The organism is Geobacter grbiciae (genome assembly GCF_018531165.1).
In the GTDB taxonomy this organism is placed as follows: domain Bacteria; phylum Desulfobacterota; class Desulfuromonadia; order Geobacterales; family Geobacteraceae; genus Geobacter; species Geobacter metallireducens.
In genome coordinates this window covers 101,338-118,825 of sequence record NZ_JAHDIW010000005.1, presented here as the reverse complement: position 1 = coordinate 118,825, position 17,488 = coordinate 101,338, and the positions used below count along the sequence as shown (strand labels likewise).

Annotated in this window: 20 protein-coding genes; 5 read left to right on the top strand and 15 right to left on the bottom strand. The window is 63.2% G+C overall.

The window, feature by feature from the left end:
* Positions 1-17 precede the first annotated feature (17 nt).
* From KJB29_RS08845 to murI, 7 genes are all read right to left on the bottom strand, one after another.
* Positions 18-593, bottom strand: a complete 576-nt coding sequence (locus KJB29_RS08845; RefSeq protein WP_215734324.1) for a type II secretion system protein — start codon at positions 591-593, stop codon at positions 18-20.
* Between the two features lie 7 nt (positions 594-600).
* A complete protein-coding gene (locus KJB29_RS08840) occupies positions 601-1,545 on the bottom strand; it encodes a transketolase family protein (protein ID WP_215734294.1) in 945 nt (314 codons plus the stop codon).
* A gap of 202 nt (positions 1,546-1,747) precedes the next feature.
* Positions 1,748-2,596, bottom strand: coding sequence for a transketolase (locus KJB29_RS08835; RefSeq protein WP_215734293.1), 849 nt, complete (start codon positions 2,594-2,596; stop codon positions 1,748-1,750).
* Between the two features lie 10 nt (positions 2,597-2,606).
* Entirely contained in the window at positions 2,607-3,023 is a 417-nt protein-coding gene (locus KJB29_RS08830) for a RomY N-terminal domain-containing regulatory protein (RefSeq protein ID WP_215734292.1), read from the bottom strand.
* Between the two features lie 94 nt (positions 3,024-3,117).
* Positions 3,118-5,538: a homocysteine S-methyltransferase family protein gene (locus KJB29_RS08825; protein WP_215734291.1), complete on the bottom strand. Its 2,421-nt coding sequence runs from the start codon at positions 5,536-5,538 to the stop codon at positions 3,118-3,120.
* Positions 5,535-6,122 carry a GerMN domain-containing protein gene (locus KJB29_RS08820; protein ID WP_215734290.1) on the bottom strand — a complete coding sequence of 196 codons (588 nt, stop codon included), beginning with the start codon at positions 6,120-6,122 and terminating at the stop codon, positions 5,535-5,537. The genes KJB29_RS08825 and KJB29_RS08820 overlap by 4 nt, the downstream gene beginning before the upstream one ends.
* 5 nt (positions 6,123-6,127) lie before the next feature.
* Positions 6,128-6,940 carry a glutamate racemase gene (murI, locus tag KJB29_RS08815; protein WP_215734289.1) on the bottom strand — a complete coding sequence of 271 codons (813 nt, stop codon included), beginning with the start codon at positions 6,938-6,940 and terminating at the stop codon, positions 6,128-6,130.
* A gap of 208 nt (positions 6,941-7,148) precedes the next feature.
* Here murI and KJB29_RS08810 point away from each other — a divergent pair, with 208 nt between their 5' ends.
* From KJB29_RS08810 to KJB29_RS08790, 5 genes are all read left to right on the top strand, one after another.
* A complete protein-coding gene (locus tag KJB29_RS08810; protein ID WP_215734288.1) occupies positions 7,149-7,490 on the top strand; it encodes a hypothetical protein in 342 nt (113 codons plus the stop codon).
* 4 nt (positions 7,491-7,494) lie between these two features.
* Positions 7,495-8,472, top strand: a complete 978-nt coding sequence (locus KJB29_RS08805; protein ID WP_215734287.1) for a 2-hydroxyacyl-CoA dehydratase — start codon at positions 7,495-7,497, stop codon at positions 8,470-8,472.
* A gap of 6 nt (positions 8,473-8,478) precedes the next feature.
* The gene (locus KJB29_RS08800) at positions 8,479-9,273 is read left to right on the top strand and encodes an acyl-CoA dehydratase activase (RefSeq protein ID WP_215734286.1); all 795 of its coding nucleotides are present in this window, start codon (positions 8,479-8,481) and stop codon (positions 9,271-9,273) included.
* Positions 9,274-9,420: 147 nt separating this feature from the next.
* On the top strand, positions 9,421-9,711 hold the full coding sequence (locus KJB29_RS08795; protein WP_215734285.1) for a cytochrome C: 291 nt from the start codon (positions 9,421-9,423) through the stop codon (positions 9,709-9,711).
* Positions 9,712-9,723: 12 nt separating this feature from the next.
* Positions 9,724-10,314 carry a putative metallopeptidase gene (locus KJB29_RS08790; RefSeq protein ID WP_215734284.1) on the top strand — a complete coding sequence of 197 codons (591 nt, stop codon included), beginning with the start codon at positions 9,724-9,726 and terminating at the stop codon, positions 10,312-10,314.
* On the opposite strand, the gene extS is transcribed toward KJB29_RS08790, so the two are convergent.
* The 8 genes from extS to extJ all read right to left on the bottom strand — a co-directional run bounded on the left by extS (position 10,311) and on the right by extJ (position 17,475).
* Complete coding sequence (gene extS, locus KJB29_RS08785) at positions 10,311-11,102, bottom strand: selenite/tellurite reduction operon c-type cytochrome lipoprotein ExtS (protein WP_215734283.1); 792 nt, start codon at positions 11,100-11,102, stop codon at positions 10,311-10,313. The two genes, KJB29_RS08790 and extS, sit on opposite strands and share 4 nt — an antisense overlap.
* Positions 11,078-11,539, bottom strand: coding sequence for a selenite/tellurite reduction operon b-type cytochrome membrane protein ExtQ (gene extQ, locus KJB29_RS08780; RefSeq protein WP_215734282.1), 462 nt, complete (start codon positions 11,537-11,539; stop codon positions 11,078-11,080). The genes extS and extQ overlap by 25 nt, the downstream gene beginning before the upstream one ends.
* 7 nt (positions 11,540-11,546) lie before the next feature.
* Positions 11,547-12,167 (bottom strand): cytochrome b N-terminal domain-containing protein, encoded by a 621-nt coding sequence (locus KJB29_RS08775; RefSeq protein ID WP_215734281.1) that lies wholly within the window; start codon positions 12,165-12,167, stop codon positions 11,547-11,549.
* On the bottom strand, positions 12,164-12,559 hold the full coding sequence (locus tag KJB29_RS08770; RefSeq protein ID WP_215734280.1) for a QcrA and Rieske domain-containing protein: 396 nt from the start codon (positions 12,557-12,559) through the stop codon (positions 12,164-12,166). Before KJB29_RS08770 ends, KJB29_RS08775 begins: the two co-directional genes overlap by 4 nt.
* On the bottom strand, positions 12,514-13,770 hold the full coding sequence (extO, locus tag KJB29_RS08765; protein WP_215734279.1) for a selenite/tellurite reduction operon b-type cytochrome iron-sulfur cluster-binding subunit ExtO: 1,257 nt from the start codon (positions 13,768-13,770) through the stop codon (positions 12,514-12,516). The genes KJB29_RS08770 and extO overlap by 46 nt, the downstream gene beginning before the upstream one ends.
* Positions 13,706-15,601: a selenite/tellurite reduction operon c-type cytochrome ExtM gene (gene extM / locus KJB29_RS08760; RefSeq protein WP_246560980.1), complete on the bottom strand. Its 1,896-nt coding sequence runs from the start codon at positions 15,599-15,601 to the stop codon at positions 13,706-13,708. Before extM ends, extO begins: the two co-directional genes overlap by 65 nt.
* 93 nt (positions 15,602-15,694) lie before the next feature.
* Positions 15,695-17,047 carry a multiheme c-type cytochrome (seleno)protein ExtKL gene (extKL, locus tag KJB29_RS08750; RefSeq protein ID WP_248595823.1) on the bottom strand — a complete coding sequence of 451 codons (1,353 nt, stop codon included), beginning with the start codon at positions 17,045-17,047 and terminating at the stop codon, positions 15,695-15,697.
* Positions 17,048-17,160: 113 nt separating this feature from the next.
* The gene (extJ, locus tag KJB29_RS08745; RefSeq protein WP_215734277.1) at positions 17,161-17,475 is read right to left on the bottom strand and encodes a selenite/tellurite reduction operon protein ExtJ; all 315 of its coding nucleotides are present in this window, start codon (positions 17,473-17,475) and stop codon (positions 17,161-17,163) included.
* Between the last annotated feature and the right edge of the window lie 13 nt (positions 17,476-17,488).

Genomic DNA, 17,488 nt, shown 5'->3' with positions numbered 1-17,488 from the left:
GGCGATGCCATGACGGATCACGGCACCGACGAAGTGCCTGCGCCGGCACTGGCGGGTGAACCCTGCGTGACCTTGCCGGCTGTTGGGGTCACGGCTTCGGGAAGGCCAAAGACCCATTCGTTGTACTTTTTTTTCTGATCGAGCCCTTCCAGTTCCTTGTCAAAGTTCCCCTGCTTAAAGGGTTCATCCTCTTCGGTTACACGAACGCCGATGATCCCCTTCTGCGGATTGCGGACCACCTCGAACTCCTTGTCCGTAAACGGATCGGTGAAGAGCCGGCGCAGATAGCGCTCCTTGGACAGGGAGCCGGGATCCTTCAGGAGATCTTTCAGATCATTGAGGGGGCGGGCGGCCTGCGTCGTCGTCTTGAGCGGCTTCCCCTCCGTCACGTCGTACTGGTGCCAGCGCCGGATGGCGCGCTGATACTGCACTCCCCGGAAGAGGAGTTCCGTCTCCCGTTCCCGCTTCATCTTTGTCCGCCAGGTCTGCCCGGTGATGCCGAGCATGATCCCCATAATGACGATGACCATGAGGGCGGCGATGTAGGTGAAACCGGCGGAGGACGTCAGCAGGGAGGAGCGAGGGAGCTCCATCGCCACCTCACTTCCCCTTACGGGCGACAACCCCCCGCGCAGCCTCCACAAGATCTATCGGCATGAGGCCGAAGTACTTGAGGAGTTCCTCTGCCTTGCCGGAGGTGCCGAAGCGGTCGTTGACCCCCACCCGCTTCAGGGGAACGGGGGAGTTTTCCGCCAGGAACTCGGCCACGGCGCCTCCCAGCCCTCCGACAATGGAGTGCTCTTCGGCGGTGACGATGGCGCCGGTCTCCCGGGCGGCCTTCAGGAGGATATCCCCATCCAGGGGTTTTACGGTTGCCAGATGCACCACGCGGGCGGAAATCCCCTCGCCTTTCAGGGTCTCGGCGGCGGCCAGGGCCTGGGCGGTCATGAGGCCGGTGGTGACAAAGGTGAGGTCCGTGCCGTCGGCCAACTGAACACCTTTACCGATCTCGAAGGGGGCATCGGCCGCGGTGACGGTCGGCACCTTGTTGCGGCCAAGCCGCACGTAGACCGGCCCTTTATACGCGGCGGCGGCCCGGATCGCCTTGGCGGTCTCGGGGCCATCTGCCGGCACGATAACGGTCATGTTGGGGACGGCCCGCATGATGGCGATGTCCTCCACCGACTGATGGGAGCCCCCGTCCTCGCCCACGGTGACCCCACCGTGGGTGGCGACGATCTTCACATTTGCCTTGGGATAGGCAGCCGACTGGCGGACCTGCTCCCAGGCCCGGCCCACGGCAAAGATGGCGAAGGTGGAGACGAAGGGAATCTTCCCGGCGGCGGCAAGGCCGGCAGCTGTGCCGACCATGTTGGCCTCGGCGATCCCCATGTTAAAGAAACGCTCGGGGAACTTCTTGGCAAAGGTGGAGGTTTTGGTGGAGCCGGAAAGGTCGGCGTCCAGGACGACGATGCTGCTGTTTTCCTCCCCCAACTCCGCCAGGGTCTGCCCGTAGGCGTCGCGGGTGGCGATCATGGTGCTCATATAGTTAATGTCCTTTCTGTTCGTTTGGTAGAGGCGCAATTCAATTACGCCCGTTCATTGCGCCCATCGCATGTCCCCTGGGCTGCGGATTTTGCGCCGGATCGTCGCACCCGCAGGAGAGACTGCGGAGGCGTAGCAGCGCTACGCCGCACAAAGGAGCGACGAGGACGGCGGCGAGCCGGTGTGAAAGCCGCAGCCCTACCTACAGGTAGCACTGTTCGCCCAGGCACTCCAGTGCCTTGGGAAGCTCCTCGTCACTGGGGGCAACGCCGTGGTAGGAAGCCTTGTTCTCAAAGAACGAAACCCCTTTCCCCTTGACGGTACGGGCAACGATTACGGTCGGCTTCCCCTTGGCCTCGGCGGCCTCCCCCAGGGCGGTCACGATGGCCCCCATGTCGTGGCCGTCAATGTCGATCACGTTCCAGCCAAAGGCCCGGAACTTGTCGGTGACCGGCTCCACGGCCATGACCTTGGCCACTTCGCCGTCGATCTGGAGACGGTTCACGTCCACCAGGGCGCAGAGATTGTCGAGCTTGTAGTGGCCGGCAGCCATGGCAGCCTCCCAGACTTGCCCCTCCTGGAGCTCACCGTCACCAAGCAAGGCGTAAACGCGGCTCGGGCTTCCGTCAAGACGAAGCCCCAGGGCCATGCCGTTGGCCATGGAAAGCCCCTGCCCCAGGGAGCCGGTGCAGACCTCGACACCGGGGGTCTGCTTGCTGTCGGGATGCCCCTGGAGATGGGAGCCCAGGCGCCGCAGCGTCATGAGGTCCTCCTTGGGGAAGTACCCCGCCTCGGCCAGGGCCACGTAGAGGGCCGGGGCCGCGTGCCCCTTGCAGAGGACGAAACGGTCCCGCCCGGGCCAGGCCGGGTCGGCCGGATTGTGCTTCATCACCTGGAAGTAGAGGGCCGTAACCATATCGATGGCCGAGAGGGAGCCTCCCGTGTGACCCGACTGGGACTTGTGGAGGGTCTTGACGATGTCGACCCGGAGTTGCCGGGCTTTCTCCTGGAGTTGGGCAATCTTTTCGCTGTCCACGATGTTCCTTTCCATGATTGATAGTCTATTTGTCGTCCGTCATGAGGAAGTCAAGGATGACCTCGTCGAGACTGGACGGTTTTTCCTGTGGTCTGACTGGTTGCTTGGGAGGGACGGGAGGAGCGGCCTGGGGAACGGCGGCGGGCTTCGGCGCGGGCTGCGCGGCCGGAGGGGTAATCGAAGGGAAGGCCCGGGCGTCGAATTCGCCGTTCTTGAGCCGCCGGAGCATCCCCTTGTGCTGCTCCTTCATGAGCTCTTCGACTACCCGCTCCAGGTTATCCACCTTGATGATGTCGGCATAGCTCGTCTTGCGGGCGGCGATAATCGTCCCCTCCCGATAGATGAGGGTAACGATGTGGGGATTGGCGATCCCGCTGTCCTCGGTCTGGACGTGGAAGACCTCTCCCTTGTACATGACGTTGTGATTGAATCCGACGACCATGGGGCACCTGTCCGTCAAATGACGTAACCGGTTAAAACTATCACGGATAGCCCCACGGTTGCAAGGGCTGAAAATACCCAGCCGAGTCGGCCAGTTACGCCTGCTTCTCCAGCAGCGCCTTGATCCGCGCCACCGCCTCCATGGCGTCCCGGGCGTAGAGATCGGCGCCAATCTCGTCGGCGTATTCCTGGGTCACCACCGCCCCCCCCACCATGGTGAACGTCCGGATGCCGGCCTCCTTCAGCCGCGCAATCACATTCTCCATCTCGGTCATGGTGGTGGTCATGAGGGCCGAGAGCCCCACGGCATCGACGCCCAATTCCCGGGCCTTTCCCACGATCCGGTCGGCAGGGACGTTCTTCCCCAGATCGATCACCTCGAAACCGTGGTTCTCCAGGAGCGTGCAGACGATATTCTTGCCGATATCGTGGATGTCCCCCTCGACGGTGGCCATGAGGATCTTCCCCCGGCTGGCGGCGGGAGAACCCTGCATGACCTCCTTAAGGCGGCCGAAGGCGGCCTGCATCGTGTCGGCCGACTGCATCACCTGGGGAAGGAAGACGAGGTTCTTCTCGAAGCGCCGCCCCACCTCCTCCAGGCCGGGGAGGAGCCCTTCGTTGCTCACCTGGAGCGGTTCGAGCCCCTGGCCAAGCGCCTCCTCAACCAACGCAACGATATTCTCCCTGTCGCCGGTGATGACGGCACGCTTCAAGCGCTCCCGAATGTCGAGGGCCTCGCCGGACGCTGCCGGTTCAGGGGCAGCGGCGGCCGTCCCGGCGTAGGCAGCGATGTACGCGGCAGCGCTGGGGTCCCGGTTCAGGAGGACCATGGCCGAACGCCAGGCCGCCATCATCTCCTCCTCCTTCGGGTTAACGATGGCGGCGTCGAGCCCCGCGGCCAAGGCCATGGCGAAGAAGGCCGACGAGATGAGGGGACGGCGGGGAAGGCCGAAGGAAATATTGCTGACGCCGAGGACCGTGGGGCAGCCAAGGGTCTCCTTCACGAGGCGCACCGCCCGCAGGGTTTCCATGGCCCGCTTCTGCTCAGCGCTCACGGTGAGGGTCAGGCAATCGATCACCACGTCGTTGCGGGAGATGCCGCGCCCTTCCGCAGCGGCCACGATCCGTTCCGCCACGGCCAGGCGCCCCTCGGCGGTCTCGGGGATACCGGTCTCGTCCAGGGCCAGGCCGATGACGGCGGCGCCGTACTTCTTCACCAGGGGGAGGACCCGCTCGATGCTCTTCGCCTCGCCGTTCACGGAGTTGACGAGAACCTTGCCGTCGGCCGCCTTGAGTCCCCGTTCCAGGGCCGCCGGATCGGAAGAATCGAGGACCAGCGGCACGGCGACGCTTCCGGTAACACAGAAGACCGCCCGCTCCATGGCGGCAGGCTCGTCGATCCCCGGGGTCCCCACGTTCACGTCGAGAAGGTGGGCGCCGGCAGCCGTCTGTTCCATGGCCTCGCGGCGGATGGTGGTAATCTTCCCCTCCCGCAACTCCTGGGCAAAGGCCTTCTTGCCGGTGGGGTTGATCCGCTCGCCGATGATGACCGCGGGAAGGCCCCCGCCGAGGGCGACGACCGAGGTGCGGCTCGCCAGGAACGTGACCCCGGCCGGGGGGCCGCAGTCGCGCCACGACAGGTCGCGCCCCCCCAGGGCCTCCTTGATGGCCCGGATGTGGGCCGGGGTTGTGCCGCAGCAACCGCCGATGACCCGGACGTTCAGCTCCAGCATCCGGTCGTGGAAGGCGGTCATGTCGTCGGGGGTGCCGGGGAAGACGGTCTTGCCGTCCACCAGCTTCGGCAGCCCCGCGTTGGCCTGGGAAATGAGGGGAAGCCGGGTCACCCCACGCATGGCTCCCAGGACGGCGCAGATGCCATCGGGACCGAGACCGCAGTTGGAGCCGACGATGTCGGCCCCGGCCGCCGCCAGGGTCACGGCCGCCGCCTCGGGGGGGGTGCCGAGGACGGTGCGCCCCTCATTATCAAAGGTGAGCTGGGCGATGATGGGGATCGTGGAAGAGATTTCCCGGATGGCGATGACCGCGGCCCGGATCTCCTTGATGTCCAGGAAGGTCTCCAGGGTGATGAGGTCGGCGCCGGCTTCGATGAGGGCCGCGGCCTGTTCCCGGAAGAAGGCGGCCATGGTGTCGAAGGTCGTCTCCCCCACCGGCTCCACGAAGAGCCCCGTGGGTCCCATGGAGGCGGCCACGTAGGCCCGGTCGCCGCAGACCTCCCTGGCGATCTCCACGGCGCGGGCGTTGATCTCGCGGACCTTCTCCTCCAGGCCGTAGTGCTCCAGCTTGGGGCGGGTGCCGCCGAAGGTGTTGGTGACGATGATGTCGGCCCCGGCCTCCAGGTATTCCCGGTGGACGCCGGCCACCACGTCGGGCATGGAGAGGTTCAGCTCTTCGGGGGACTGGCCGGGGCGCAGCCCCCGCTCCTGGAGCATGGTCCCCATGGCCCCGTCAAGGACCAGGACCCGTTCTTTGATCGCCTGCAGAAAGGGTGTTTTCATGGCGTCGCCACCTTTTTGTTATTTTTTTCCAGGGAGAAATCGGGGGGGATGGGAAGGCGCAGGTCCAGGTGTCCCGTAAGGGTCTCAACCTCTGCGCCCTCGACGAGAAACTTAACCCCCTTGATCTGGGGGTAGTTGAGGCAGATGGTATTGACAACCGAGTAGACTGCGGCCATCTCGGCGGAACTCCCGCCGGGAAGCCCTTTCAGGAGATCGTCGCCGAAATCCACCACGGCCGTCTCCCCCTCGATCCGCACATCATGCACCACGGCATTGGGGGGGAGGGTCGGATGGAGGTCCCCCACGGGGCCATTGGCCACCTCGTCCACGAGAGACTCGACACACTCGGGAAGGGATTCGCAGGCCGCCATCTGGCGCCCCTCGCGACCGAGCCCCTCAGCGTCGGGAGTGGCAAAGAAGAGGGTCACCTGGACGGTGCCCACCGGTTTCGGCTCCGGCTTGGTCGTGGGAAGCTCGCGGCTCGCCTGGTACTTGCCGAAAAACAAGAGGCCGAACACAATGGCGGCGATGAGGAAGGCGGCGAGCACGAGTTGCTCCCGGCTGTGGGGCTTGGTTCTCTTCATGGCTCCTATTCCTTTTCCGCCTCGAGGCTCACCTGATAGACGTCGCCCAGTTTCCCCCCGAGGAACCGGTTACCGACCCGGATGAACCCCGCCGGCACATCGGACACGAAGTAGTGGTGGTTTCCCTGCTCGGAGGTGGGACGCAGAAGTTCCCCCCCCCGGAGGATTTCCGCCACGGTGCGGGCCGTTTCCTCGGCAGAGTCCACCAACTTCACCTCCTCGCCGATGGTCTCGCCGATGACCCGCTTGAGAAGGGGATAGTGGGTGCAGCCGAGGACCAGGGTGTCGACCCCCGCCTCCCGCAGCCCCGACAGGTAGGTGAGAGCGGTCAGGTGCGCCACCTCGTTGTCGGTCCACCCCTCCTCGGCCAGGGGAACGAAGAGGGGGCAGGCCCGGGTCACCACCTCCACCTCGGAGTTAATCCGCTTGATGGCCTTGGCATAGGCGCTGCTCCGGATGGTCCCCTCGGTGCCGATCACCCCCACTTTGCCGCTGCGGGTGACGGCGGCGGCCCGGCGGGCCCCAGGCTCGATTACGCCGACCACGGGGATTGAAAGGGTCTGCTGCAGGGCTTCCAGGGCGCAGGCCGAGGCGGTGTTGCAGGCCACCACCAGGAGTTTGATGTCGCGGTGCACGAGGAACGAAGCGATTTCGAGGCTGTAGCGGGTGACGGTTTCCGGGGACTTGGTCCCGTAGGGAACCCGGGCCGTGTCACCGAAATAGATGGTGTCCTCCTGGGGGAGGGCCTTTATGATCTCCTTGAGGACGGTGAGGCCGCCGACCCCCGAGTCAAAGATGCCGATGGCTTTCCAGGGCAAGGTTTCTTCTCCGCGCATCCGGTCCGACCCGAACGGCCGGTGCTTTCGGTTGTTGGAATAATAAAAAATATATATAGTAGGTGAGCCGTCGACAAAATGTCAAGGTATTTGCCCCCCGGGGAACCAACAGCTGAACGCTTCATTTTCCAAGCAAAATCTGCTATATAGACAGGAACGCCGCAGCAACCCCACACCATCGGGAGCCCCCATGGACAAACAGGAAATGCTCAACAAGGGGCAGGAAGCCCTCACCCCCTTCGAGACCCAGAACATCATCACCTTCGTGAAGAACCTCACCCTCAAGGGGGCCATGGAGAACCCATGGATTATCGGCATCTTCGCGATTCTGGTCTTCTATGCCGTCATCAAGCGCTCCAAGGCTGTCCTGGCGTTCCTCTTCGCCGTAGTCTCCATTGCACTCCTGATCCGCTTCACCCTCCCCACCGGCGGAGGGGATGAACTATCCCTCAGCTCCACCCTCCCCTTTGCCTTTGGCGGCCTCGTAATCGGCGGCTTCCTCATCTATTTCCTCTTCATCAAGTCGGAGTAGCCCCGTGCACCGTGTCGGCTTTACCACCACTATCCCGCTGGAAGTGATCCTTGCGGCGGAAAAGGTCCCCGTGGACCTGAACAACGTCTTCATCACCAGCCCACGGAGCCATCAGCTCATCGAGAATGCGGAGGTGGACGGCTTCCCACGCAGCACCTGCAGCTGGATTAAGGGGATGTACGCGGCGATCCTCGAGAATGGGATAAAAGAACTGATAGCGGTAACCGAGGGGGATTGCAGCAACACCAGGGCGCTCATGGAAGTGCTCTCGCTCAAGGGAGTGGAGACGGTCCCCTTTGCCTATCCCCATGACCGGCAGCCCGAGAGCATCCGGTTCGAAATCGAGAAGCTCATGCGCCATTTCGGCGTGGGATGGGACGCGGTCAACCTCTCCCGGGAGCGGCTGGGGCGCATCCGGCGAAAAGTCAGGGAAATCGACCGTCTCACCTGGGAGGAGAACCGGGTGACCGGCGCGGAAAACCACTACTATCAAGTCTGCACGTCGGATATGAACAGCGACCCGGACCGCTTCGAGGCCGATGTGGACGCATTTATTGTCGAGGCGCGGACACGCAACCCCTTCAACGACAAGCTGCGGCTTGCCTATATCGGCGTCCCCCCCATCTTCGACGACCTTTACCAGTTCACGGAGAGCCTGGGGGCACGGGTGGTGTTCAACGAAACCCAGCGCCAGTTCGCCATGCCCTACGACACGCAGGACATGGTTGAACAGTACCATGCTTACACCTATCCCTATGACATCTTCCACCGCCTCTCCGATATCCTTCTGGAACTGGAGCGGCGCAAGGTGGATGCGGTCATCCACTACGTCCAGTCCTTCTGCTTCCGGCAGATCGAGGACATGATCGTGCGCCAGAAGGTGCCTCTCCCCATCCTGACCCTGGAGGGGGACAAGCCGACCCCCCTGGACGCCCGCACCAAAATCCGGATCGAGGGATTCCTCGAAATGCTGGCAGGGTAAAGCACCATGCAGATCGGCATAGATTTGGGAAGCAGAAAAGCCAAGTTCGCCCTCCTGGACGGGGAGCGGATCGTGCGACTGGCGGACCACGACACCGTCACCTTCTACAAGCGCTACGGCCGCCTCGCCGGGGATGAGCTGGAACTGGACCTGGCGGCAAGCGGCATTTTCACCGCCGATGAACTGGCCGGGGCCGCGGTGGTGGTCACCGGCTACGGCCGCAACACGCTCTCCCTCAAGGGAGCGAAGGTTATCTCGGAAATAAGGGCCCACGTGGCCGGGGCACTGCTCCAGACGGGGCTTCGGGACTTCACCCTCCTGGACATGGGGGGGCAGGACACCAAGGTGGCACTCGTGCGAGGGGGGAAGCTGGCCGACTTTGTCATGAACGACAAGTGCGCCGCCTCCAGCGGCCGCTACCTGGAAAACATGGCGGCAATCCTTGAGCTTTCCCTCGATGAGCTCTCCTCCCACTGGGAAGACCCGGTAAAACTAGACGCCACCTGCGGCATCTTCGGGGAGTCGGAGCTCATCGGCCAGATCCTCAGGGGACACCCGGTGGAACGGCTCTGCGCCGGGGTGAACCAGACCCTCGTCACGCGGGTCATGCCGATGCTCAAGCGTTTCGCATCGGAGACCATCGTCCTGACCGGAGGGGTAGCCCAAAACAGAGGGGTTGTCAGACTGCTGGAAGAAAAAACGGGGCTCACGGTGATCGTACCGGAACATCCTCAACACAACGGAGCCATCGGCTGCGCAAGAATCGGGGATCCGGGGCCAGGGACCAGGGACCGGCAATAAAAGCCGGGACCGGGGACCAGGGACCGGTAAAAGCAAAAGAAAAGACAATCACGGAACCACGGCAACGTGACCGAGACGGCAACAGGACCAGCATGGTTTTCCTGGTCCCCGGTCCCCGGCCCCTGGTCCCGGCCTTTCGGAGGTTTTATGAAGCTGGCAAAGAAAGACTGGTTTTTCATCATTCTGATCATCGCCGTGTTTGGCGGGTTCTGGGCCATATCCGGCGAGGTAAAGACCAAGAAAGTCCCCTATGATGATGCCCACAAGCGGTTCTATGATGCATTCAACAGCGGCGCCACCAAGATCGATCTGGACGCGCAGTGCCCGTCGTGCCACTTTGAGGGCCCCGGCGGCATCCACTTCCCCAAGGAACACCCGGTGAAACCGGCCGACGGCCCCATGCGCTGCCTGTTCTGCCACAAATTCAAGTCGAAGTAATCTGTCTGCGCCATGGGGGGGACCGTCCTTAATCTCACCTGTGAACTGGAGCGGCTCGTGGTCCACATCGCGGGTCACGTTCCGGAGATGTGCCACATCGATCCGTCCCGGCTCCTGATCTGCATCACTTCAACACGGGGCGGAGGCATCCGGGGAACATACGCCAAGATCCACCCCCTCCGGTTCCACGGAGGGGCGAAGAGCATCGAACGGCAGCGGGGCCGCCACACCTACCGGAGCACCATGCCGTCAGTGACCCACCGGGGCAATGAAATCCTCTATGTAATCTACTTCCTGGTTCCCCGCTTTTTCGACCTATCCCCCAGGGAAAAACTCATCACCATCTTCCACGAACTCTTCCACATCTCCCCCGTCTTCGACGGCGACATCCGCCGCTTTCCGGGCCGCAACTTCGCCCACGGCAGTTCCACGCGAAAATTCAACGCATTCATGGGAACCCTCGTGGATGCCTACTTGGCAGAGCACGGGGAGCAGGCTCTCCCGGCCTTTCTCGACGGCACCATGACGGAACTCCGCAACCGCCACCACACCATCGTGGGGAGAAGGTTCCGCATCCCGTTGATAAAAACGGAACGGTGCTAATCGATTTTCAGCATCTCTGCCAGTTGTTTTTTTTCAGGGGGAGAAAGGCGCACCGGCGGCATCGGGGTGTCCGGCCGCACGGCCCTGGGATTGTCGAGCCAGAGTCCGAGCCGTTCGGCGGTCCAGGGCTCGCCTGGTTTAAAGGGAGTCGGGTAGAAGGGGGTAAATAGACCAGAGAGGTTGGGAGCGACGTCGCCGTTACCCAGCGCTCCCTCGCGGGCCGTCAGCAGCCGATGGCAGCCACCGCATTTTTTCTCGAAGATGTTTCCCTCCCCCTGCTGGGGGGAGGCGAAGTGAACTACAACCGGAAGCCCGCCACTTACGGGCCGCGGAGCTTTCGCGGCCAAAGCCATGACGGCATTGACCAGGCCGGCCGTTTGCCGATCGTCGAAATGAAAGTCGGGCATGAAGAGGACCGGCCGTTTGATGGCACCGAAGAGCCGCACCGGGTCGTCACCGGCCAGACGGTCCAGATCGGCGGCAAGCCGCGTTCCCTTGCCGCCCAAATTGTGGCAGCGGCGGCAGCCGAACCGCTCGGCCAAACGCTTCCCCTCCTCCACCCGGCGGCTTCCCGGAACCGTAAAATAGGCAAGTTCCGCCGGAATGAGCCGATGGTGGGCAATGGCCTTGCGGACACTCTTCCCGTTCCCCCGGTGGCAGGAGACACAACTCCCCCGCTCGGCGTAATGGGACGGGTGGCAGGAGAGGCACCCCTCGCCCGGCGCTTTCCCCACGCAGGCGGCAAGCACCAGGCAGAGCAGGATCAGAAGGGGGAGACGAGCGACCAATTTTCCCCCCTGAAGAACATGGCCAGGACCGTCATTGACAAGATGGCCGCAAAGACGGCGATGGTGGTCCAGGCAGCGGCGCGGTTCCCCTCACCAAACCAGACGGCGCGCTCGGGGCGGTGCATACCGAGCCACGGCAGGGCCAGGAACCAGAGGGAGAGCCCCACGATGATCCAGGCAAAGCCGTTGCCGTGGCTTACCACCTCCTGGGTCCAGAGGAGAAACCAGGCCGATTTGGCGGGATTCGGCGGCGCGCCCGGATTCGCGGGGTCCAGAAGCGGCGCCGGGACAACCAGGGACAGCAACGCCAGGGCCACCAGCCCCCCCCAGAAAGCCCGCTTGACGAGGCGAAAAAAGTGGGGGGAACTCCTGACGTATTCGCCACTGCCGCGCGGTCCCCGCCGCAAGTCGTTTTTCACTTCCATCCTTTCAGCCATTGAGCCCTCACAGATACGGCAGTATCCCCTTTGTCTTGCGCACTCGGTAGAAGTGGAGAAACGACAGGGCCAGCACCGCCACGGGGACGACTACCACATGGAGCGCGTAAAAGCGCAGCAACGACAGGGGTTCCCCCACTCCGTCTGGGACGAGGACGGCCTTCAGCCATGGACCTCCCGGCAGGGTGGCCAGAAGCTCCATGCCGGTCCGGGTCGCCCAGAAGGCCAACTGGTCCATGGGGAGGAGATAGCCGGTGTACGCCTCGAACACCGACAGCGCCAGAAGCCCCACACCCACCACCCAGGTTAGCTCCCGCGGCGGCCGGTAGGCGCCGGAAAGCACCACCCGAAGGACATGGAGGAACAGCAGGACCAAAAGCCCATGGGAGGCAAGCCGGTGGAGCCCCCGCAGGTACTTCCCGCCAACAACCGTCGATTCCAGGAAGAGGATGGAGTCAAAGGCCCAGGCGGGTGTCGGCTGGTAATAGAACAGGAGCAGCACCCCGGACACGGCCAGGGCGATGAGCGCCGTGAAGGCGAGCCCCCCCAGGCAGAAGGTGTAGGTGAACCGCAGGTTCTCCCGCAGCACCACCCGCGGAAAGAGATGTTTGGCAAATTCCTTGATCATCCCGGATAAATCTCCACCCGTCCACCACGGATTTCAAGCCGGTGGCGGGCCAGGGGCCGGTCGGCCGGCCCTTTCAGAACGTTGCCCTTGAGGTCGAAGCGGCTGCCGTGGCAGGGGCAGACAATCTCCCCCGGGGTTACGGTCACGGTACAGCCGAGATGGGTACAGGTCAGATTCAGGGCGTAAATCTCACCTCCATCCCGCATCACCGCCAGTCGGCGCTCGCGATAGACGAGGGCGCCCCGTGGCGGAATGGCCGCCATGTCAATGACGAAGCGCTCCCCGGATTCCCTCCTCTTGGGGACAAGAAACCGCCATGCCGCCGCCAAAGAAGCGATGAACGCAATCAGCGCCGCGATGAAGTGCCGGCGTCCCCGGTCAACCGCTGCCATTTCTCGATATATCCCTTCGTGTACGCCGGTGTCCTCACGGCCATCTTCCTGACCCGTTCAGGGTCCATGAAACTCCCGTTCACCGCCCGCTGTCCCTCCCGGCGCCAGAAAGATTCCAGGGACAAGCCGTCATCCTTCAGCCGGTATATCCGCTCCTTTTCCCCCTCCAAGAGGAAGCGGCGCGGATTGTCGTGGCAGCCGTCGCACATGACGGTGCCCCGCCGGACCGTGTGGGGGAAGAACGCCTTCCATTCCGCGGCCAGGAGCCGGTTCTCCTCCCCCACCGCACGTTCGCTGCGGATATCGGAGAAATAGAGGATGAACTGCGGCCGGATGGGGCTCACCTTACCCGCACGGTTCAGCCCCAGGGGAGGGGCATCCTGCCGCTTGAGATAGGCGCTCTTCACCCACTCATCCTGATGGGGGATGGCCGTGAACCGCGCCTTACGGCGTGGGCTGTCGATGAAGCGGAGCCAGAAGGTGCCGTATTCCTGGGGCGCCCAGGCCGAGTGGCAGGCGTAACATTCGAGCCGCTCCCGGTGGGCAGGGATGCGGTGCTCCACTATCCGCTGGTCGGGTTCGTGGCAGTCGCGGCATCCCTTGCCGCTCCGCCGGCCTGCGGCCAGGCTCGCCATGTCGTGGCAATCGCCGCAGCCGATGCCGGCCTCGGCATGGACATCGGGGAGCATGGGAAGAAACTGCTCCCCTCCTGCAAAGGGGCCCCGCTGGAAGCGGAAGGCGTCCTCACGGGGGGCACGGCCGTGGTAGTCGCTCCCCACGAAGTATCCCCGGTGGCATTCAAGGCAGGCACCGTCGCGGGGGCGGGACATGGCGTGACCCTTGCCGCCGTGGCAGTCGAGACACCCACGCACATGACAGCCGGTGCAATTGCCGCCCCAGAAACCTCCGTCGAACCGCCCCACGGTTCTGGCCACAAACTGCCGCTCCGCCGCCCGGGTTATCATGGCGTGATCGAACAGCCGGTCGAACCCCCGGTGGCAGGCGACGCAACGGGCGGCCCGGTCAACCGCGGTGGCCGGATTCCCCACCGTGGAACGGTCGTCCCCATGGCAGGGGGTGCATCCGATGGCCGCATGGGGGCCGGAGATAGCATCCCGATGGCAGGCCCGGCAGTTCTCGGCGCCCTCAGCGGGCGACGCGAGTGCCGCCGCCAGCCAGAATACGGCGATGAAGTGCATCATCCAGGGCACGATATTCGAGCTCCTTGCGGTAAATGGGGTCGTCGGGGCGGGTGTGGCAGACGATGCAGAGGTTCGCCCGCCACACTTTCATCACCTCCGCCTCGTTAAGGGGGCGGGAATTTTCCCGGGTAACGGCGGAGAAGGCCCGCACCCTCCCCTCCTCCATGGTCTGGAAGCCATCCAGGGGCTTCTCCTCGTTTTTTGGGCAGAGCATGGTGGCGGCGATACTCCTCCCCGCGGCCACATGCTGGCCGAAACCAAGGAAGGCGGGGTTTGCGTGGCACTCGCCGCAGCCGATGGCCTTCACGCCGGTGTTGTGGGAGTAAAAGGGGGCAAAGCGAAGCTGCTGCTTACCCTTGAAGGTGGTGACATACCCCTCTTTGGACACGCGCCCGTCCATCTCGGTTACGGTCACGAAGGTCTGGCAGCCGGGGGTGACCGGCGATATTTTACCCCGCTGGTTGAGGGCCAGGGGGAAGGGGTAGAGCATCCGGTAGTCCTCGGACTCGGTAAAGAGCCCCAGGGTATCCATATCCTTTACAAAATCGCGGCCGGTCCTGGACTTGTCGTAGTTGGTATGGCAGCCGTAACACTGGACCACCGCGCGGGAATGGCAGCTGTAGCACTCCAGCCTGCCGTGGCCGGCAACGGTATGGGCCGGGGTGCCGGTAATCACCTTGCTGGTATAGAGGCGGCCGCTCCGCTTGCCCACAAGCCGTACCCGCCCGTTTTCGTAAAAAACGTTCGAGTAGGGGCGGCCCTTGCCGGTGACGATCATCCGCATGCCGGGGCGCATCTGCCGCCGGTACTGCCGCGACTCGCGCACCGGGGCTTCGTTCTCCCGGACGATTTCCCGCCATCTGGGAAGCTCGGTGCCGCTGCCGTGGCAATCCTCGCAGCGGATCTCCACCTGGTGGTAGAGGTTCTCGTAGGCGTAGCCGTCACCCATGATGTCGCGGGATGTATGGCAGTCGATGCAGTCCATCCCCATGGCATAGTGGATGTCCGGCGTGATGCGGGTGATGCTCCGGCTCCCGCTGGTGAGAAGCGGGCCGGGAAACCCGTTTCGCGTCGGCACCTGGGCGGTGTTGCCGTCATTGAGCCCCATGTACGACAGGGCGATACGGCCGCTCCGGTTGTGGCACCGAAAGCAGACATCGTTGCCCGGAAGCCCGGTCATCCGATGGGAAGCCGAGGCCGGCCCCCGCCCCTTCATGGTCGGGTCGCCGCCGGCGTAGGTACCGGTATCGTTCCAGGGAAAGTGGCAGGCGGCGCACCCCGCCGAATGCCCCACATCGTAGGCGTAGCTGTTTTCAATGCCGACATGGCAGAGGGAGCAGAACTTGCGGTAGAGCTCCCCGGAGATATTGTCCAGCTCGGCCACCCCAGCCAGCTGCCGATCCTTCCCGTCGGGGGCATAAACCTGCTCCCGGCGGCTCCCGTAGAGCCTGCCGTCCTCCCCCTCCCAGGTGAGCTGGATATTCTTGATCATCCCGGTATTGGTCTGCATGAGGCTTCCCTTGACCCGGGCAAGCTGCCAGGGGTGGCAGGCCCCGCAGCTATGCTCCCAGGAACGGGGGTCCGAGGGGTTACGGGGGGCGAACATCCCCCGGTGGGCCGACTCCTTGTCCCGGCCCCGCTCATCCCCCCCGTGGCAAGAGACGCAGCGGGGATGGGCCGGCGAAGCATGCTCGATCCCCCGGTGGCACATGAGGCACGAACCGTTTTCTCCCCCACTCCCATTGCAGCCTGAAAGCAGCAGGGCGAGCGGAAGCAGCGCGAACGTCGCCAAACGCCGAAGCAGGGGCAGAGAATTTATCAGAAAGGAAAGAAACGTCATCTGGCGCCTATCATAGCGCAATGACCCGTGAAAAAAAAGCCGGCAGGTGGCCCTGCCGGCCCATAACAGAGAAGGAGGTCAAGCGTGGTGCTGCTATTTCCCGGTGGTGCTGATGCTCACCTTTTTGGTGAACTCATGCCACAGGAAGGGATCGGCATTCATGGTGCCGAAGGGGAGATACCAGAGCTTCACTTCGAGGTCCAACTCGCTGGCAGTGGGCTTCGTCACCCACTTGCCGTTCTCTTCCACTTCATCAACCGGGAAGAAAATGTCGAATCGCTCGTGGACCGCCTTGCCCGGCGGGAGGCCGGTATCTTCAATGATTCCACTCTTCTCATAGGGGCCGCGCCCCATCCGGTCACCTCGGCCAAGCTGCTGGGGAACCGGCATGTAGATCTTCTCCTGGTTGAACACTTCCTGGCCATCTTTTGTTTTTGCTATTACCGACAGAACCAGTCGGTTGGGGGTCGGTCAGCCATCGGGGATGGAGTGGCCGGCACGGTTCACCATCTCCACCTTCACCACCGCCTTGGGCTTGATCGTGGCGCCGTCACGCCAGTGGAACGCCCGCGCCTCGGCCTTGAACTCCACCGCTGCCTTGGCCATGCCCGGATCGCGGTAGCTCTGCATGTTGTGGCCAAGCTTGCTCTTCTTCATGTGGCAGTCCTGGCAGGTCTCGCTCCCCCCCTCGGCCGTGTATGCCCAGAGGTAGCTGCCGTAACTGGTGCAGCACTGGGTCGGGTTGTCCAGTTCCATGTTGGGACCGAGGCCGTGGCACTGCCCGCACTGAATCGACTCGCTCATGATCGGGCTGGCCTTCATTTTCGGGAAGGCGTCCGACGGGTGATCGCCATCCTTGGAGCCGTACACGACCCCCGCCTGGGGATAGCCGTCGGTCCATTTGTGGGTGATGGCGTTGCGGTTGTGGCAAACGAGACAGCTGATGTTCAGGCTTTTGAGCTTGTCGGCTTCGGCGGCCGCTTTCACCGTATCCTTTTTCTTGAGGGCATCCTGCCAGTTGTCGACAGTGGCGATGATTTCCTTGGCCACCGAATCCTCGGCATCAGCCAACTGGGGGAGGTGACACTTTGCGCACCCCATCAGGTGCTCAACCTTCACATCCTCCGGTTTCTTAACCCCCGAATAGGGCCACTCCATCAGGCCGTTGACCACCGCCGTCTTGAGGGTTGCCGCGGTCCGGCTCGTGCCGAAGATGGAGCGGGCATGGATCGATTTGTTCCAATCGTTGTGGGTCTCCTGGTGACATTCAATACAGGAACTTGAATCGTACATCTTGGCCAGTTCTGCCATGGTCTTTGCCTTGCCGGCCTTGGCGGAGATCGTCCCCTGCCAGCCGATACCGGCCTTTTCGGCAAAGACCGGCGTAGCGGCACAGAAGGCAACCGCGGCCACCGATAGCTTCAGCCATACAGGTTTGAGCATCATTCACCTCTCCTTTACCCGGGACCAATCATTAGGCATTAACAATTTGAATAATTTGATTTATTCATAATCAAAAAACCTCCCCGCCCGGAGCGGGGAGGCACGGTATCAGAAGCCTAGCACCCCTGGAGCTCGTCTCCGGAAGCTTCGGTGACGGTCAGGGAAGAGTCCACTTTGACCTTGTCGGCCTTGGCCTTGCCGAAGCGAAGAGTTACTTCATGCCCCTTCACATCGAGAACCTTGGGAGAGCCGCCCATGGCGGAAACGCTCCCACCCTTCTTGACCCAGGCGGGAATCTTGTCGGCCTTGACGGTTACCTTGGCGCCGTCAACCTTGGTGACCTTGCCGGAAAAGGAACCGGAGGCGAAGGCAACGGTCGCCATTGAAACCGCCACAAGGGCTGCTGCGATGGACATCATGATCTTTTTCATTCTCTTTTCCTCC

Bases quoted from the DNA above. Each gene is read 5' to 3' on its own strand.
- KJB29_RS08825 (WP_215734291.1), bottom strand. From the start codon at position 5,538: ATGAAAACACCCTTTCTGCAGGCGATCAAAGAACGGGTCCTGGTCCTT.
- KJB29_RS08795 (WP_215734285.1), top strand. From the start codon at position 9,421: ATGAAGCTGGCAAAGAAAGACTGGTTTTTCATCATTCTGATCATCGCC.
- KJB29_RS08820 (WP_215734290.1), bottom strand. From the start codon at position 6,122: ATGAAGAGAACCAAGCCCCACAGCCGGGAGCAACTCGTGCTCGCCGCC.
- KJB29_RS08775 (WP_215734281.1), bottom strand. From the start codon at position 12,167: ATGATCAAGGAATTTGCCAAACATCTCTTTCCGCGGGTGGTGCTGCGG.
- KJB29_RS08790 (WP_215734284.1), top strand. From the start codon at position 9,724: ATGGGGGGGACCGTCCTTAATCTCACCTGTGAACTGGAGCGGCTCGTG.
- KJB29_RS08840 (WP_215734294.1), bottom strand. From the start codon at position 1,545: ATGAGCACCATGATCGCCACCCGCGACGCCTACGGGCAGACCCTGGCG.
- extQ (WP_215734282.1), bottom strand. From the start codon at position 11,539: ATGGCTGAAAGGATGGAAGTGAAAAACGACTTGCGGCGGGGACCGCGC.
- KJB29_RS08845 (WP_215734324.1), bottom strand. From the start codon at position 593: ATGGAGCTCCCTCGCTCCTCCCTGCTGACGTCCTCCGCCGGTTTCACC.
- KJB29_RS08830 (WP_215734292.1), bottom strand. From the start codon at position 3,023: ATGGTCGTCGGATTCAATCACAACGTCATGTACAAGGGAGAGGTCTTC.
- KJB29_RS08810 (WP_215734288.1), top strand. From the start codon at position 7,149: ATGGACAAACAGGAAATGCTCAACAAGGGGCAGGAAGCCCTCACCCCC.
- extJ (WP_215734277.1), bottom strand. From the start codon at position 17,475: ATGAAAAAGATCATGATGTCCATCGCAGCAGCCCTTGTGGCGGTTTCA.
- KJB29_RS08835 (WP_215734293.1), bottom strand. From the start codon at position 2,596: ATGGAAAGGAACATCGTGGACAGCGAAAAGATTGCCCAACTCCAGGAG.
- KJB29_RS08770 (WP_215734280.1), bottom strand. From the start codon at position 12,559: ATGGCAGCGGTTGACCGGGGACGCCGGCACTTCATCGCGGCGCTGATT.
- KJB29_RS08800 (WP_215734286.1), top strand. From the start codon at position 8,479: ATGCAGATCGGCATAGATTTGGGAAGCAGAAAAGCCAAGTTCGCCCTC.
- extM (WP_246560980.1), bottom strand. From the start codon at position 15,601: ATGACGTTTCTTTCCTTTCTGATAAATTCTCTGCCCCTGCTTCGGCGT.